Origin of the sequence: Polaribacter dokdonensis (assembly GCF_024362345.1) — a bacterium.
GTDB lineage: Bacteria > Bacteroidota > Bacteroidia > Flavobacteriales > Flavobacteriaceae > Polaribacter > Polaribacter dokdonensis.
Genome location: NZ_CP101505.1, coordinates 2,688,660 through 2,705,122, shown reverse-complemented (window position 1 = coordinate 2,705,122; position 16,463 = coordinate 2,688,660). Strand labels below are relative to the sequence as shown.

Annotated in this window: 16 protein-coding genes; 4 read left to right on the top strand and 12 right to left on the bottom strand. The window is 29.3% G+C overall.

What is annotated here, in order from left to right:
- Positions 1-102: 102 nt before the first annotated feature.
- The 7 genes from LPB302_RS12015 to LPB302_RS11985 form a co-directional block, all read right to left on the bottom strand.
- Entirely contained in the window at positions 103-1,734 is a 1,632-nt protein-coding gene (locus LPB302_RS12015) for a family 16 glycosylhydrolase (protein WP_053973322.1), read from the bottom strand.
- A 107-nt stretch (positions 1,735-1,841) separates the two neighbouring features.
- On the bottom strand, positions 1,842-2,552 hold the full coding sequence (locus LPB302_RS12010) for a DUF4197 domain-containing protein (RefSeq protein ID WP_053973323.1): 711 nt from the start codon (positions 2,550-2,552) through the stop codon (positions 1,842-1,844).
- A 15-nt stretch (positions 2,553-2,567) separates the two neighbouring features.
- A complete protein-coding gene (locus tag LPB302_RS12005; RefSeq protein ID WP_176966472.1) occupies positions 2,568-2,732 on the bottom strand; it encodes a C1orf53 family protein in 165 nt (54 codons plus the stop codon).
- 24 nt (positions 2,733-2,756) lie between these two features.
- Positions 2,757-4,196 (bottom strand): flavin-containing monooxygenase, encoded by a 1,440-nt coding sequence (locus tag LPB302_RS12000; protein ID WP_082329759.1) that lies wholly within the window; start codon positions 4,194-4,196, stop codon positions 2,757-2,759.
- A 30-nt stretch (positions 4,197-4,226) separates the two neighbouring features.
- Positions 4,227-5,297, bottom strand: a complete 1,071-nt coding sequence (locus tag LPB302_RS11995; protein ID WP_053973325.1) for a VOC family protein — start codon at positions 5,295-5,297, stop codon at positions 4,227-4,229.
- An 8-nt stretch (positions 5,298-5,305) separates the two neighbouring features.
- Positions 5,306-5,725 (bottom strand): DUF4174 domain-containing protein, encoded by a 420-nt coding sequence (locus tag LPB302_RS11990; RefSeq protein WP_053973326.1) that lies wholly within the window; start codon positions 5,723-5,725, stop codon positions 5,306-5,308.
- Between the two features lie 3 nt (positions 5,726-5,728).
- Positions 5,729-7,642, bottom strand: coding sequence for a CocE/NonD family hydrolase (locus LPB302_RS11985; RefSeq protein ID WP_053973327.1), 1,914 nt, complete (start codon positions 7,640-7,642; stop codon positions 5,729-5,731).
- Between the two features lie 194 nt (positions 7,643-7,836).
- On the opposite strand from LPB302_RS11985, the gene LPB302_RS11980 reads away from it, so the two are divergent.
- The 3 genes from LPB302_RS11980 (at position 7,837) to cdaA (ending at position 9,848) form a co-directional block, all read left to right on the top strand.
- Positions 7,837-8,190: a hypothetical protein gene (locus LPB302_RS11980; protein WP_053973328.1), complete on the top strand. Its 354-nt coding sequence runs from the start codon at positions 7,837-7,839 to the stop codon at positions 8,188-8,190.
- An 82-nt stretch (positions 8,191-8,272) separates the two neighbouring features.
- Entirely contained in the window at positions 8,273-8,998 is a 726-nt protein-coding gene (locus tag LPB302_RS11975) for a DJ-1/PfpI family protein (protein WP_053973329.1), read from the top strand.
- A gap of 73 nt (positions 8,999-9,071) precedes the next feature.
- On the top strand, positions 9,072-9,848 hold the full coding sequence (gene cdaA / locus LPB302_RS11970; RefSeq protein ID WP_053973330.1) for a diadenylate cyclase CdaA: 777 nt from the start codon (positions 9,072-9,074) through the stop codon (positions 9,846-9,848).
- Position 9,849: 1 nt separating this feature from the next.
- Here cdaA and LPB302_RS11965 read toward each other — a convergent pair whose 3' ends face one another.
- Together LPB302_RS11965 and truA are read right to left on the bottom strand one after the other, a co-directional pair.
- On the bottom strand, positions 9,850-11,616 hold the full coding sequence (locus LPB302_RS11965) for an ABC transporter ATP-binding protein (RefSeq protein ID WP_053973331.1): 1,767 nt from the start codon (positions 11,614-11,616) through the stop codon (positions 9,850-9,852).
- A gap of 3 nt (positions 11,617-11,619) precedes the next feature.
- Positions 11,620-12,345 carry a tRNA pseudouridine(38-40) synthase TruA gene (gene truA, locus LPB302_RS11960; RefSeq protein ID WP_053973332.1) on the bottom strand — a complete coding sequence of 242 codons (726 nt, stop codon included), beginning with the start codon at positions 12,343-12,345 and terminating at the stop codon, positions 11,620-11,622.
- A gap of 101 nt (positions 12,346-12,446) precedes the next feature.
- Here truA and LPB302_RS11955 point away from each other — a divergent pair, with 101 nt between their 5' ends.
- On the top strand, positions 12,447-12,947 hold the full coding sequence (locus LPB302_RS11955) for a metallophosphoesterase family protein (protein ID WP_053973333.1): 501 nt from the start codon (positions 12,447-12,449) through the stop codon (positions 12,945-12,947).
- Here the strand turns inward: LPB302_RS11955 and LPB302_RS11950 are convergent.
- The 3 genes from LPB302_RS11950 to LPB302_RS11940 all read right to left on the bottom strand — a co-directional run bounded on the left by LPB302_RS11950 (position 12,931) and on the right by LPB302_RS11940 (position 16,231).
- Positions 12,931-14,703 (bottom strand): tetratricopeptide repeat-containing sensor histidine kinase, encoded by a 1,773-nt coding sequence (locus LPB302_RS11950; protein ID WP_231658697.1) that lies wholly within the window; start codon positions 14,701-14,703, stop codon positions 12,931-12,933. The genes LPB302_RS11955 and LPB302_RS11950 overlap by 17 nt on opposite strands.
- A gap of 27 nt (positions 14,704-14,730) precedes the next feature.
- A complete protein-coding gene (locus tag LPB302_RS11945) occupies positions 14,731-15,414 on the bottom strand; it encodes a hypothetical protein (RefSeq protein ID WP_053973334.1) in 684 nt (227 codons plus the stop codon).
- A 151-nt stretch (positions 15,415-15,565) separates the two neighbouring features.
- On the bottom strand, positions 15,566-16,231 hold the full coding sequence (locus LPB302_RS11940; RefSeq protein WP_053973335.1) for a response regulator: 666 nt from the start codon (positions 16,229-16,231) through the stop codon (positions 15,566-15,568).
- Positions 16,232-16,463 lie beyond the last annotated feature (232 nt).

Below are 16,463 nucleotides of genomic sequence, written 5' to 3'. Positions count from 1 at the left end.
GGTAATACATGGCGATTTGAGGGTTAATTCCTATAAATCTATGAAAAATTTATTAACCCTGCAACCCGTAATTATCTTATAATAAATAAATTACAACCTTTACTAGTTTTTAATTAGCTTAATTACTCTAGAATCATTACTAGTGGCTACCTGTAAAAAATACACTCCTTTGGATAAGAAAGAAATATTATGAGTTTTCGATTGTGTATTTTGAGAAAAAGTATGAATTCTTTTACCTGCAATATTATATAGGTTTAAATCACCTTTTGTATTTACGTTTCCCAAATCTACTGTGATCAAATCATTTGAAGGATTAGGATAAACCCTTAAAGCTTGGTTTTTAATATTATTATCTTCTGTACTTAAGCTTTGTGATTCTTGATATACTCTTACATAATCTACTTCCATAGCACTTTCAGAAAATCCTGCTGTAATGTTAGGAAGAATAGCAACATTTAATAAAAGGTATTGAGGAGCATCATATGGCCAATTTTCTATATTCTTATTCTCTGGATTATAAACATAATGCACAATACCATCTACACTAAACGTCATTTTTGTTGCAGACCACTCTAAAGTATATACATGAAATTCTGAAGAGGCATTACTAATACTTCTACCTCCTTTATTTACAGTTCCTCCAAAACTAGATCTATTATGCAAAGCACTTTGCACAAAATCTTGATTATCTCCCCAATGTTCTATAATATCTATTTCTCCACAATCTGGCCAACCAGTGGTACCTTTTGTAGCAGCCCAATAGCCACCAGTTTCTGTAATGTTTTGACCAAGCATCCATAATGCAGGAAAAGTACCTACACCAAATGGCATTTTTGCTCTAATTTCTACCTTACCGTAAGTAAAAGCATATTTAGAATTTAATCTTGCAGAAGTATAATTTTTAGTCACTCCATTATTTGAATAGGTCTCCTTTTTAGCCAAAATTTTTAAAGTACCATTACTAACATAAGAATTATCTACTCTATCTGTATAATGCTGAATTTCTCCATTTGCCCAAGATTGACCATTAATAATAGGATAGGTTTGTTTAAACCATTTAGAATTATCTAAATCTGTAACAACACCTGTTTGCCCATCAAATTCATCAGACCAAACTAAATTATCAAAAACAGGTTCATCACTAGTATCTCCAGCTATGGTTCCATCATATAAAAAATCATCTATATAAGCAGTTACTCTATCAGTATTATCTTCGCCATTAATTTGAATAACTACTCTATTAAAATCGGATCTGTTAATTGGAGCAGCAGAACCTGGATTTAGATTGATATAGCTATCATCTTTAAAATTGAAAGTTACTGTTTGCCACTGATTTAAGGTAATTGACTTTATAATTTCGGTTTGTGTACTCCAAGGTTCATTTAAATCGCCATTTTGTAGTTTAAGCGAAACTTGATTGTTCTGTGAACCTGTAATACCAATTAAAGGAACGTAAATTTTAAAAGTGAAGGTATAGTCTTCAGATAAATCAAACTTTTCATCTAATTGAAATCTAATATTAGCATATTGCCCACCAACATCTTCGTACTTTAAAACAGTATTAGAGGTGTTTATAGATTCTTTATAAGGATTGTTAAATTGTGCGTTAATATTGGCACCATCTCCAAACCATGTAGAGATTGTTCCATTTCCTTCAAAATCATCTTCTACAGTTTGCTGAGCACTTGCTATAAACGTGAATAAAAAAATAAAAGTAATTAGTAAGTTTTTCATAGGTAATTTTTAATAGTCCTTATATCTAAGTCGTAAATTTACAACTAGAATTACAAAATCTATGTTAAGAATACCTATATAAAAACTATACAGAGCAGCTAATCGTTTTACCTATTGTCTTGTAAAGCAAATACTTGCCTTAAAAGCGCTGTATTTCTTAACCCAACTTTTTCTCGGATTCCTTTTTCTTCTATTTCTATCATTGTAAAAACTCCTTTTAAAGCTTCATTGGTTACATAACCAGTTAAATCTGGATTTACCTTTTTTACAAATGGAATAGAATTATACCTGGTAATTAAGTTACTCCATACTTTATCTGCACCAACTTTAGAAAATGAATTGTCTATTACTGGGCTAAAACTGTTATATAAACTTTGGCTAGTTTTTGATTGAAGATAACTTGTTGCAGCATTTTTATCGCCTAAAAGTATATTTTTAGCATCATTAAAAGTAATTTCTTTAACTGCGTTTACAAATATAGGCGTAGCTGTTTTAACAGCATCTTCTGCAGCTCTGTTAAGTACTTTTATACCTTCATCTGCCAAATTACTTAAACCAATTTTACGCAAACCTTTATCTACTGCTTGTAATTCTTCTGGAAGTAAAATTTTTACCAATTGATTTCTGTAAAAACCATCTTTAGATGTAAGTTTTGCAACTTGATGTTCTATACCATTATCTAATGCCTGCCTTAAACCATTACCTATTTGCTCTTGACTTAAACCTACATTATTAGGTAAGTTATTTACAACTTGTTGTAATTCTGCACAACCAGAAAACTGAAATGCAACTATCAATACCAATATAAACTTCTTCATACTTCGCAATTTTTATTATTTAAAACTATCTGTTCTTTTATCATATCCATAAGGACAATGCTTACACCCACTTTTACAGCAGTAACCTCTTTTTAAATGAAATTTTTCAGTAAAGACTTTGTAGCCTTTTTCATTTAAATAAAAATCATCTTCTTCTAAAGGAACTCTAGGTTTAAACATGCTACAAAAATAATCTATTACTGTTTAATTGAACAATAACCTCTTATCTTTTATAGCGTTTAAACGCAATACTTTATAATCTAAAATATAATTTTGGTAAAGCCTCCAAGGAAATTGGTCTCCTTGTTTTGGGAGAATATCTTTTGCTCTATGAATATATCCAGAATCTAAGTTGATTAAAGGAAGTTCTCCTAAATTTTCTTCAGTAACTCTTGCATGAACTGATTTATAATTGTTATTATCTAGATATTTTAACATTCTAGAAATATACTCGCTTGTTAAATCGCTTTTTAAGGTCCAAGAAGCATTTGTATACCCTGCAAAAACAAAAAAGTTAGGCAATTCACTTAACATTAAACCTTTATATATAAATTGCTTTGTAATATCGAAAGGCTTATTGTTTAAAGAGATATTAGCTCCTCCAAAAGGCAATAATTTTAACCCTGTTGCACTTATTATGATATCTGCCTCTAATAATTTTCCTGATTTTAATAAAATTCCATTTTCTGTAAATGTTTCTATAGTATCAGTTTCTACAGAAGCTTTTCCTTTTTTGATGGCTTTAAAAAAATCACCATCTGGAACCAAACAAAAACGTTGATCCCAAGGTTTATAGTCTGGAGAAAAATGAGGCTCTAAAGGAAAATCTCCTAACTCTTTTTTAATTCCTTTTAAAACAACCTTTTTCATTGTTTTAGGAAATTTTCTGCACAAATTATAAAACAACATATCTGCTAAGATATTTTTACCTCTTACAGTTGTGTGTGCCATTTTACTTGGCAATATTCTTTTTATAAATTTTGCTACCTTATCTTTATTTGGCAGAGCTGCTATATAAGTAGGAGACCTTTGTAACATAGTCACTTTCTCTACATCATCTGCAATTTTTGGTACAATTGTTACAGCTGTTGCTCCACTTCCAATAACAACTACTTTTTTGTTTCTATAATCTAAATCTGTATTCCATTTTTGAGGATGTAAAAATTTACCTTTAAAGTTCTCAAAACCTTTAAAATTGGGTATGTAGCCAGTATCATAATTGTAATATCCACTAGCATTAAAAATATATTGAGAAGTATATTGCGTTTCTTCTTTGGTAATTGGGTTTATAGCAGTAATTGTCCATAAATTTAATGAGGTATCAAAATTGTAATGAACTACTTTTTGACTAAATGAAATATGTTGTTTTACATTGTACTCTTCTGCAGCTTCATTTAAATATTTTAAAATGGATGGTGCATCTGCAAAAGACTTATCATCATCCCAGGTTTTAAAAGAATAACCAAAAGTATACATATCAGAATCAGAACGTATTCCTGGATATTTAAATAAACTCCAAGTACCTCCAATTTCTTCTCTAGCTTCTAAAATTTTATAAGATTTATCAGAATTTTTTCGCTCTAGATGACAAGCAGCACCTATACCAGACAAACCTGCTCCAATAATTATAATATCAAAATCCATATTCTTAATGTTATTCGATTACAAGATAAATTATTCTTTGAACTTTTTGACTCGTTTTAAATTCATGGCTTTAATCATCCAATTTGGTAATGGCTTTTTAGGATCTCTATTTCTTAAATTGATGTACAACCCTAATTTTTTAATTAAAGGAACTTTGTTAGTTTCTATAAACTCGATTAAAGTTCCATCAAAATCTTCTATGTAACCCCAATGACCATTTGCATCTCCCATATCAAAAGACTCACCACTCATAACTTGAAAAGGCACTCCTGCTCTCTTACATTCTTCTGCCAATTGTGTAATGTTTTTTATATCGAAACATAAGTGAATGTAACCCAAATCTCCCCAAAATCTGTTTTGAAAAATTTTATTGGGTTTGTTTTCGATAGCCTGAATCAATTCTATTTGACTTTCTCCAAACAGCTTAGAAAAACCTCCAATTCTTTTTTCTGAATGACTTAGCAAAATTCTTCTAAACCTTTTATTACCATTATTTAATGACTTTAAATCATCAAAAATTGAAGTTTTATCATAGATAATTTGATCATATCCTAAAACTTCTGAATATAAATTTAAAGATTCATCAATATCAGAAACACCAATTACTGCAGAAAAAATACCTGCTATAGATTTTTTATGATTAGCATAGAACTTTGGGTATTCTTTTATTTTGAGAATATTATCAAATGGATCTTTAATATAAAATGACTTTTGCTGATCTGGCTCTATTACAATATCAGATAGAATTCTAACATTTTTAGCTTGCAAAACTCCATAACTTTTAGAAATGTTATTAGATTTTATAACAGGAAAGTGAATGCCTAAATCTCCTAACTGAAATGTATTTTCTGCAGCAGAAGGCGTTCTATTTTTATATTGCCAAATTTCATAACCTCCTCCACCTTGCATATTTAGAGCTAGCAATGCTCTTTTACTCCTTGCTTTTCCACCCATATATTTTGCCATATGTGTAGCTTCATTGCTATCATCAAAAATAAGTGCGTCTGCACCTAAATTTTGTGCATACCATTTAAAAGCATTTTCTGCATTTTTTACTCCAATTCCTATTTGCTGAATTCCATAAATTAATTTTTCACCCATTAATGGTCTTACCTATTTTTTCTAAGTTCACGTTTTCTCATTGGCATACCATCTATGATTGCAAACAGCTTTTCAGCGGTTAAAATCGAGTTTTGCTTCAGTTTAATTCCTCCATCTAAACCAATCAATAGAACTTGTAAACCGTCTTTAGTACTTACGTATTTCTTAGAGCTAGAGTTTAATAATTTATAACTTTCTGTAAAATTCAACTTATATTTATTATCAATAATTTGATAAACAATTAATTTTCTTTCTTTTAACTCCTGATCTAGATTTTCTAAAAGATTAATTTGCTTTTGAAATTCAATTCCTTTCTCATTATTTGTAGATACTATTAACACCCTATTTTTCCATTGATAATCTTTAAAATCTTGAGAAAAACTCTGCATGAATGTTAAAGTAAAAACAATAATCAAAAATGGTTTCATAGGTTATTTTAATACTGAAAACTCGATACTTGAATCTGTAAAAACAGTATGTGTTTGAGTTTTAAAATCAGCTTCATCTGCTTTATAAATATTATCTACATAAGTTTGAGGATTTAAATCTATTAAAGGAAACCAGGTGCTTTGCACCTGAATTTGAACTTTATGTCCTTTTTTAAACGTATGAAAAACATCTTGTAATTTTATATTTACAGCTGTCTTTTTATTTGGTTTAAATGGCTCAGGGTTTTCGAAACTATTTCTAAATCGTCCTCTTAAAACTTCACTTCTTACCATTAAATGATAGTTGCTCATTTTAAGATGGTCTTGTAAAGTTTCATTATCTTCTTCTACATCTGAAGGATGTACATCTATAACCTTAACAATCCAATCTGCAGCTGTACCTGTTGTAGCCACTTTCAGCTTTGCTAAAATATCACCTGCAAGTGTATAATCTTCAGTTAAAACATCAGTTTCAAAAACTAATACATCTGGTCTTCTTGCTGCAAAACGTTGATCATCTGTCATATATTTTCTTGGAGTAAAAACGGTTTTAATATCTTCTGAATAAGGTACAGGTCTTTTAACATCACTAATAAAACTTATACCTTTAGTTCCTTTTTTACCATTAGTTAGTTCTTGATCTTCAGATAAAAACCAATCTTGTTTTACCACATTTTTAGGTGGCCAAGAATCGTAAGACTTCCATTCTTTTCTTCCAGAATCAAATACATAAGCTTCTGGCAAGCCAGAATTTTTATCTCCTTCACCTTTTAAGAAATGGTTAAAGAATTTAGTTTCTATTTCTGATTGAAATTTCAAAGAAATAGAGTCTCCAAAATAATAATTACCTACAGTATTTCTTACTGTATTTCTAGACCATTTTCCATGATCCCAAGGTCCAAAAACCATAGTATTATAATTCCCTTCTCCGTTTTTTTCTATGCCTTTATAAGTTTCTAAAGGGCCATATAAATCTTCTGCATCAAACCACCCACCAACAATCATAGTTGCTACTGTACTTGGCACTTTATCTAAATGCTGAATGATACCTTTACTTTGCCAAACTGAATCGTAATTTGGATGTTCTACAATTTCTTTCCAAAAGAAATCGTCTATTTTATCTTTAGAAGCTGTAGTATTTACATCTAACTTGTCATATTGAAAATATTCGTTTAAGTTTTTTAGAGGACCTTTATCCAAGAAAAATTGATATTGATCTTGGCTATTCATTTTCGGATAAGAATACCAAGCAGAATCTGTAGGTGTGTCTTTGTAAGTACCAAATAAAGAAATGGCTCTAAAATAGCTCAATAGAAAAGCTCCATTATGATGAAAATCATCAAAGAAAAAATCTCCAATACAGGCTTGAGGAGAAGCTGCTTTTAAAGCAGGATGTGCATCTATAGTAGAAATTGTTGCATAATGCCCAGGATAAGATATACCCCAAGTACCCACTTTACCATTATTATTTTCTACATTATTAATAAGCCAATCTATAGTATCATAAGTATCTGAAACTTCATCTGATTGATTTTCTGCTTTGTTAGGAATGTAAGCACGCATATTATCATAAACACCCTCACTCATCCATCTACCTCTTACATCTTGATAAACCACAATGTTACCCTCTTTCATTAAATGAACATTAGGCCCAATTTTGGTTTTCATTTTTCCTTCTCCATAAGGTCTTGAACTGTAAGGTGTTCTTTGCATTAATATAGGATACTCTTTAGAAGTATCTTTTGGGGTGTAAATGGTAGTGTGTAATTTAACCCCATCTCTCATTATTATATCTACCTCTTTCTTTGTGTAATTATCAACAACATAGGTGTCTTTTTTTTCAACTTTCTCAGTTTCTTGATTGCAAGATAATAGTGTAAAAAATCCTACTAAAAATAAAAATAACTTTGCTTTCATATTTATAATTATATATTGTTATAAATCTACAAAAAGTTAGCTGAAGATTTCTTCTAAAAGAAAAATTTATACTTTATTCTAATGAAAGTGATTCATTACATAAAAACACAGAGTTTACATATAATTTTAAAATCTTTTAAAAATATTTTAAAAATATTTTATTTTTGTATCTATAAATTTATAAATCTAAAATTATGAAAACTACAATTTTTACATTCTTAATGTGTTGTTTTTTGTCATTTTCTAATTATTCTCAAACTTCTAGTGATCAAGTTAAAGTAGGTGACACTTTTACGATTGGTGAAGTTAAAATGAATAATTATGAGCATATTAAGTTTCCAAGAAAGAACTTTATCATTAAAAGAGGTGGAATTGCTACCTACAAAAATGTGGTAAATCAAGAAGTTGAAATAACCAATTTAAAAGAAAAAAAAGACGGAAAAATAGAAGCTACAATTCAGCTTAAAAACGGTAAGTATTTTTTTAAAAGTCATAAGTATATCAAAGTTAATTTAGATGAAGCTTTAAAAGAAAAAGAGCTTATTTAAATCAATTCTTACTCTATAAAAAAAAACTTTCTTCACAGAAAGTTTTTTTTATGCTTTATATTGTGGCTTTAATATTTGTTTCATGAAATTTACAACCTTACTTCTTACTATATTATTACTATTTAATTGTACTGCAAAGAAAACTGAAGAGCCAAAAACTACAGGTTATACTCTTGAAATAATTGAAGGTAGATATAATGTTGCTTTTTTAATTATGGATGGTACTTTTAATACAGAGTTTACTGCACCTTTTGATATTTTTCAACATACAAAATACAGGGAAAACATTAAAGCTATGAATGTTTTTACTGTAGCTAATACCAAAGAACCAATTACCACCTTTGAGGGTGTTCGTATTTTACCAGATTTTAATTATCTCACAGACTCTCTGCCCAAAATTGATATTCTTGTTGTTCCTTCTGCAGAACATCATCTAGATACTGATTTAGAAGATACAGCAATGCTTTACTTTATAAAGAAAGTTGATGAAGAAGCTTTATACATAACCTCACATTGTGATGGTGCTTTTGTTTTGGCTAAAGCAGGATTACTTAACGAAGCTGTATCTACAACTTTTCCTTCAGATATTGATAAAATGAGAACTTTATTTCCTCTTTTAGACATTAGAAAAGATGTTTTATTTGTGCATGATGATAAATACATAACTTCTGCTGGTGGTGCAAAATCGTTTGAAGCTGCCTTATATTTATCTGAACTTTTATATGGCAAAGAGATTGCACAATCTTTAGCTGGTGGCTTAGTCATTGATTGGAACTTAGATGATGTTCCTCATTTGATTATAGACTAAAACGAAACTGATATTAACCCTGTATTGCACTACTAAAATTAATTAGTACTTTTACTTAAATGAATTCTTTTACATGTTAGATTTTGTAGATTTCTCTTTTTTAGATGTGCTAGATATTTTATTAGTAGCTATTCTACTTTATTACATTTACAAATTATTAAAAGGTACAGTAGCTATAAATATATTTATAGGTATAGCTTTAATCTTTTTAATTTGGAAAATTACCCAAGCTTTACGAATGGAAATGTTAAGTGGTATTCTTGGCTACTTACTTTCTGGTGGAGTTATTGCCCTTATTATTGTGTTTCAGCAAGAAATTAGAAAGTTCCTGTTGATGATTGGAACCACAAATTTCTCGAATAAAAAAAGCTTCTTTAAACAATTAAAATTTTTACAATCAGAAATAACATCAGAAATAGATACAGAAAAAATTCTGAAGGCATGCAGCAACATGTCTAAATCTAAAACTGGTGCTTTAATTGTTATTGAAAGAACCAATAGTTTAGACTTTTTAATAAACACTGGAGATTCTATGAACGCTCTTGTTAATGAAGTAATCTTAGAGAGTATCTTTTACAAAAACAGTCCTTTACATGATGGAGCAACTATAATTAGAGACAATTATGTTGTGGCAACCAGAGTTGTTTTACCAATTTCAGATAGTACTAAAATTCCTGCTAGATTTGGGCTAAGACACAGAGCTGCAGTTGGTGTAAGCGAAAAAACAGATGCAGTTTGTATTTTAGTATCTGAAGAAACAGGCGAAATTTCTTATATAAAAGATGGTGAATTTGTTTTATATGCTACTCAAGAAGAACTTAATGAAAAACTAAGAAATGATTTAACGTAAGCTAAGATGCTTTGTCTAAGCTAAATTGTTTATCATATAAATTCTTATAATAACCATTCTGTTTTTGTAATAATTCTGAATGCGAACCTTCTTCTACAATCAAACCTTTATCCATTACAATAATTTTATCTGCTTGCTTTATAGTTGCTAATCTATGTGCAATAACAATTGAAGTTCTGCCTTTTGTAATAGTTTCTGTAGCATACTGAATCATTTGCTCTGAATGAGAATCTACAGATGATGTAGCCTCGTCTAAAATTAGAATGCTTGGTTTACTTACATAAGCTCGTAAAAAGGCTATTAATTGCCTTTGACCTGAAGATAACATAGCTCCTCTTTCTTTAACATTGTAATGATAACCTCCAGGAAGAGATGCTATAAAATCATGAATACCAATTTGTTTTGCTGCCTCTTCTACTTCTTGCTCAGTAATACTATTATTCTTTAATGTGATATTATTTAAAATAGAATCTGAGAACAGAAAAACATCCTGTAATACAATAGCAACCTGATCTCTTAAACTTTCTAAATCATACTGATCTACAGAAACACCATCAACAGCAATTGTTCCAGAATCAATTTCATAAAAACGATTAATTAAGTTTATTATGGTTGATTTACCTGCACCAGTTGCTCCAACAATGGCTATGGTTTGTCCGCTTTTAACATCTAAAGAAATGCCTTTTAGCACTTCTTCATCTTTAACATAACTAAATCTAACTTTATCAAAAGAAATATTACCCTCAAGATTTTTAGCTAAAATTGTTCCGTTTTTATCAATAGTGCTTTCTGTATCAATTACTTTAAAAACACGTTCACCTGCAACAATACCCATTTGTAATTGATTAAATTTATCTGCAATTTGACGTAAAGGCCTGAATAACATTTGTGCAAATTGTATGAAACCCATAATCATACCTACAGTTATTCCAGAGTTCTGTATTGCTTGTCCTCCACCAAACCAAACAATTAAACCTATACCTATAGATGATAAAATTTCTGCAATAGGAAAAAACACAGAGTAATACCAAATAGCTTTTACGTAGGCTTTTTTGTGCTTTTGATTGATTTCTTTAAAGTTTTGGTATTCTATCTTTTCTCTATTAAAAAGCTGTACAATTTTCATTCCTGTAACTCGCTCTTGAACAAATCCATTTAAATTAGCTACCTGATTTCTTACCTCCTGAAACGTAACTTTAATAGCAACTTGAAACAATTTAGTTGCATAAATTAAGATGGGTAAAATAAGTAAAGTAATTAATGCTAGTTTCCAATTTAGAATTAGCATTATTACTGTTACAGCAAACATCTTTAGAATATCACTTAAAATTGTAAATACACCATTACTAAAAAATGCGGCAATAGTTTCAATATCAGAAACTACCCTTGTTACCAGTTTACCAACAGAATTCTTATCAAAATAAGACATTTTGAACTGTAAAATATGTCTGAATATTTTAGCTCTTATATCTCTAATAATATGTTGCCCAACCCAATTTGCAAAATAGATGAAGGTAAACTGTAAAACAACTTCAATTAACAAAACACCAAGCATTAGCATAGTGTAATTCAATAAACCTTCTCTATCTTTTGTTAAGATGTAGTCATCTACTGTGTTAATTAAAATGTAAGGTGATAATACAGAAAACAGTGCTAGTAAAATTGTGGAAGATGATGCTATAAAAAAATATAGTTTGTAACGTTTTGCAAAAGACATTAATCTTTTAAAAATCTTCATATCAAAAGCATTCCCTGAATTCTCTGCCAAACCTTAATATTTTATTTGTGTTAAAAATAATCCTTTTGCTGGTACTGATAATCCTGCATTTCCTCTATTCTTACTTTCTATAATTTCCTTAAAATCATCAATTGATATTTTACCAAAACCAACATCTAACAATGTGCCTACAATAGCTCTTACCATGTTTCTAAGAAACCTATTTGCTGATATATGAAAAGTAAGCTCTTCTCCTTTTTGTATCCAAAATGCAGCTGTTACATCACAATTAAAAGTGTACACCTCTGTTTTTACCTTAGAAAAGGTCTGAAAATTTGTATAGTCTAAAAGCAACTTTGCTGCTGAATTCATAAGATTTACATCAGGCTTTTGTGAATGTATTTGCCAAGAAAAATCTAGTAAAAACGGGTTTCTACCTAACCAAATTTTGTACTCATAACTTCTAGAAACAGCATCAAATCTTGCATGTTTTTCATCATTCACCAAAAACACTTTATAAACTACTACATCTTTTGGTAAAATTGAGTTTAGCTTAAAAGCAAAATCGCCTTTAATTTCTTGATCAATATCAAAATGTGCAAACATTTGAGATGCATGAACTCCTGTATCTGTTCTACCTGCTCCAACCACCAAAATTTCTTGCTGAAAAATAGTACTTAATGCAGCATTTAATCTTTCTTGTACAGAAATTACATCTGGCTGAATTTGCCAGCCATGATAGTTTTTTCCATTATAAGAAAGCTCAATAAAATACCTCAAGAATATGTGTTTTTCGAACATTCAAAATTACGGAATTTATTTTGTTATACTTACTTTTGATGTACAATGCCCACTTAAAATTTTCTTAAGATTACCTATTGATGAAAAAAATACTTTTACTTTCTGATACACATAGTTATATAGATGATCAAATCTTAAAATTTGTAAAGCAGGCTGATGAAGTTTGGCATGCAGGAGATATAGGTAATTTAGAGGTTACAGATGCTATAAAAATGTATAAACCTTTACGTGCTGTGTATGGTAATATAGATGATAAAAATGCTAGAGCTGAATTTCCTTTAGATGCAAAATTTACAGTTGAAGAAGTTGCAGTTTGGATGACTCACATTGGTGGTTATCCTTATAAGTACAATCAAAGAATTAGAGAAGAGATAAATAGAAACCCTCCTAAAATCTTTATAGCAGGCCATTCTCATATCTTAAAAGTGGTTTTTGATAAAAAATTGAACTTATTACATCTTAACCCTGGTGCAGCTGGTAATCATGGTTTTCATAAAATTAGAACCATGCTTCGCTTTGAATTAAATGCAGGTAAAATAGAAAATATGGAAGTAATAGAATTGGCTAAACGTGGGTCATAATTTCACGTTCAATAACAGGTAATTCTATACTAATTTTTGTGCCCTTTTTCTTAGAAGAATCTATATTAAAATAACCTTTCATAATTTGAATTCTAGCATCAATTTGGTTTAGTCCTAAACCATTTTTTTCGTTGATTTTAGTTTTATCAAAACCTACTCCATTATCTTGAATGGTAATAAAAAGTCTACCATTTTCCTCTATTATAGTTATTAATGCTCTTTTAGCTCTACTATGTTTTAAAATATTATTGATAAATTCACTAATAATATTATAAACTTTAATTTCAAAATTTTGATGATACCTCTGAATATTTTGAATATCTGTTTCAATTACCAGCTCAGAATTTGAATATTTTGATGCGATTTCTTTAACTGCGAAGTTCAGCCCAAATTTTAGTAACACAGAAGACACCAATGTATGTGAAAGGTCTCTTATTTTATGAGAGGCCTCAATAATAATTTGCTGAGTTTTATCTATTTCTACAGGTGTACTCCCATTAAACTGTTTTCTTGTTGCTTGTAGGTGCAAATTTGCAGAGGATAACAAGGCACTCACACTATCATGTAAGGTTTCTGCAATTTGTTTTCGTTCTGACTCTTTACCATCAATAGTAGCATTTAAAATTCTAACCTGTGTTTCTGATTTTATTTTATCTATCTGCTGATTCTGCAGTAGCTTAGTTTCCGATAATTTTAACGCTAAATTATTCTGTTTTAAGTTATTTAACTTGATAACATAAATCAAAGAAAAAATTATTAATAAACAGGCAATGGCTACACCCCAAAAAATTCTTTGTTCTTCTAAACGTTTATTTTTTGCCTGTTCTAGAAAATATTCTTTTTCAATATCAAAATTGTATTTTTTCTCTAAATTTTCAATAATCCTCCTTATTTCTTTGTCTCTCTGAGCATCTTTTAAATTATATGATTCCTCTTGAGCTTTATAAGCTTCATGATCTTCAAGTTTATAAAGGTTGTAAGCTAAGTTATAATATAATTGTTGTTTAATTCTTAGAGCTCTATCACCTCCTTCATGCTTAATTAAATCGAGAGCTTCCTCATAAATACTTTTAGATTTTTTAAACTCATTTTGACTTAAGTAGATACTCGCCAAATTACCAAGTGCTGCAGATTCTGAAATTTTATTGTTGTACTGACGATGAATTGTGATAGCTGCTTGAGCATATTCTTTAGCCTTACTATACAGGCTATCTTGCATATAAATACCAGATAACGTAGAAGATGTTTTCGCTTTAAAAGACATTATCTCTTTACTAGACCCATTAAAATTAAGAACTTTATCATAGTAAACTTTTGCTGAATCCTTAAGCTCTAATCTTAAATATTCATTAGCCAACATAAAATAAGGTTGAACTAAATATTTAACATCTTTAGGACTGGATAGCCCATCTAAGGAAGTCGATTTTTCAAAAATATCGACGGATTTTAAAAGATATTCAATTGCCTTTTTGTGATTGTTATTAACCCTAAATATTTCAGAAATATGCATGTTAATTTTATACCTCAATAGAGGGTCAATATCAGATTTTAGCAAAATTAAAGCACCTTCTAATGATTGTTCGTAATCTTTATCTTTATATTGCTTTTCGATTAAAGCAAATTTTTGGAGATTAGTAGAATCAACATCCTGAAATTGCAAAAAAGAAACCTTATAATTAAAGGTTTCTTTTTTTGTTTCTGAAAATGCTTTTAATATGGTAAAAAAAGCAAGAAGTATTAAAATTTTATTTTTCAATGACTATTAAAATTTGTCAATAGTAAATTAATCTACAATATCGTCAATAATTATAATAGGCTTTCTAATTAAAGCTTCAAATCCTTTATTAGAACCACCATCTTTATGGTTTACGAAATGGATAGTTAACAATTCCCCTTCATTCCTTTCTAAAGTTCTTGAAAATTCTGTTGTAGAAGCTCTTTTATCTTTCTCTAAATGAACTTCGTAAGCCTGCAACTCGTCGTTAAAAGTAAAAGTAACATTAGTATTCTTCTTAACTACAAAATCTAAAGTATAAGTACCATCACTTTCACCAACTATGCTATAATCCTTAAGTCTTCTAACTTTATTAGACTTAGCGCTTAAAGTAATATTATCATCCTCTACATATAAATACTCAGTCTTTGAAGCTGCAGCATCTACAAATGCAACCTTCATACTTGTATTGTCAATTATTAAATTATCTGATAATTGTTTTTTAGACTGTGTATCTGACTCTGACAAAAGATACTCTTTGGTATTCTCCTCTAAATTTATAAAATTATCAACCTTAGTATTATCAGATAAATTTAAATCTAAAGAATAAGCTCCTGAAGCATCTCTTTGAATTTTATAAGTTTTTAATAAACTTGTTTTTTGGTTAGCTTCTAATGAAGTTTCATCTGAAGAACAAGATACTAGCGTTAACGAGCCAGTTACAAATAGTGCAATTAATTTAATCGTTTTCATGGTAATTATTTATGTTTGGATTTACTTTTTATGTTTAAAAAAGGTAGGCATTGCAATGTAACCATGGTTAGTAACAAGTGTAGGGAATTAAAACAGTCTTTATAGGGGTAATCAATATTATTTGATTAAAGAAAATTTTAATGTGTGGGGGCTACACTATTTTATTTTTTACGGCATACATTGCTAAACCTACTGCATTTTTTACTTTTAGTTTTTTTAATAATTTTTTTCTGTGAGAATCTATTGTACTAGCACTCACATTTAATTTGTCTGCGATTTCAGGTGTGCTAAGTTGTTTTGTTATTAACCTTAACACATCTAACTCTCTTTCTGTTAGCGTTTCTAATAAAAATTTATTAGGCAAATCGCCTTCAGGTATATGTTCTTTAGATAGTGATTGTAATAAAATTTTTTGAATATCATCACTAAAATATTGATCTCCATTTGCTACAGCCTTTATTGCTTTTACAATATGTTCACCAGCATAATTTTTAGTGATATAACCTTTACAACCTAAGCTTAACATTTCTTGTACGATTTTTATATCATCATAACTAGAAAGGATAATTACTTTCTGATCTATCTTGTTTTTATTAAAATGTTTAAGAACTTCAAAACCGTCTAAGATTGGCATTGTAATATCTAAAATTAGAACATCAGCTTTGTTATTTTTATCTTCAAACCAATTTGTTACTTCCTTGCCTGTAAGAGAATATCCACTAATCTCTATATCATCGTCGGTATTTATTACAGCTATAATCCCTTCTATTAATATTTTGTGATCATCAGCTACATGAACGTATATTTTTTGTTTCATTGTTACATTACAAATTTAAAGTAGTTATTGGTTTACCACAATCCCTATTTATGGTGAAATTTTGATATCCCCATTTATAGGGATAAGCCTCCCCATTTATGGGGATATCAAATATTTAAAAAACTGATAATCAGCCCTTTAATTTTAACTTAATTTTCGATAAAGATAGAAGGATATTTTAATATGATAAAATAACTAGAGGTCTAAAATGCAAAAAACCGAGAAATAAATC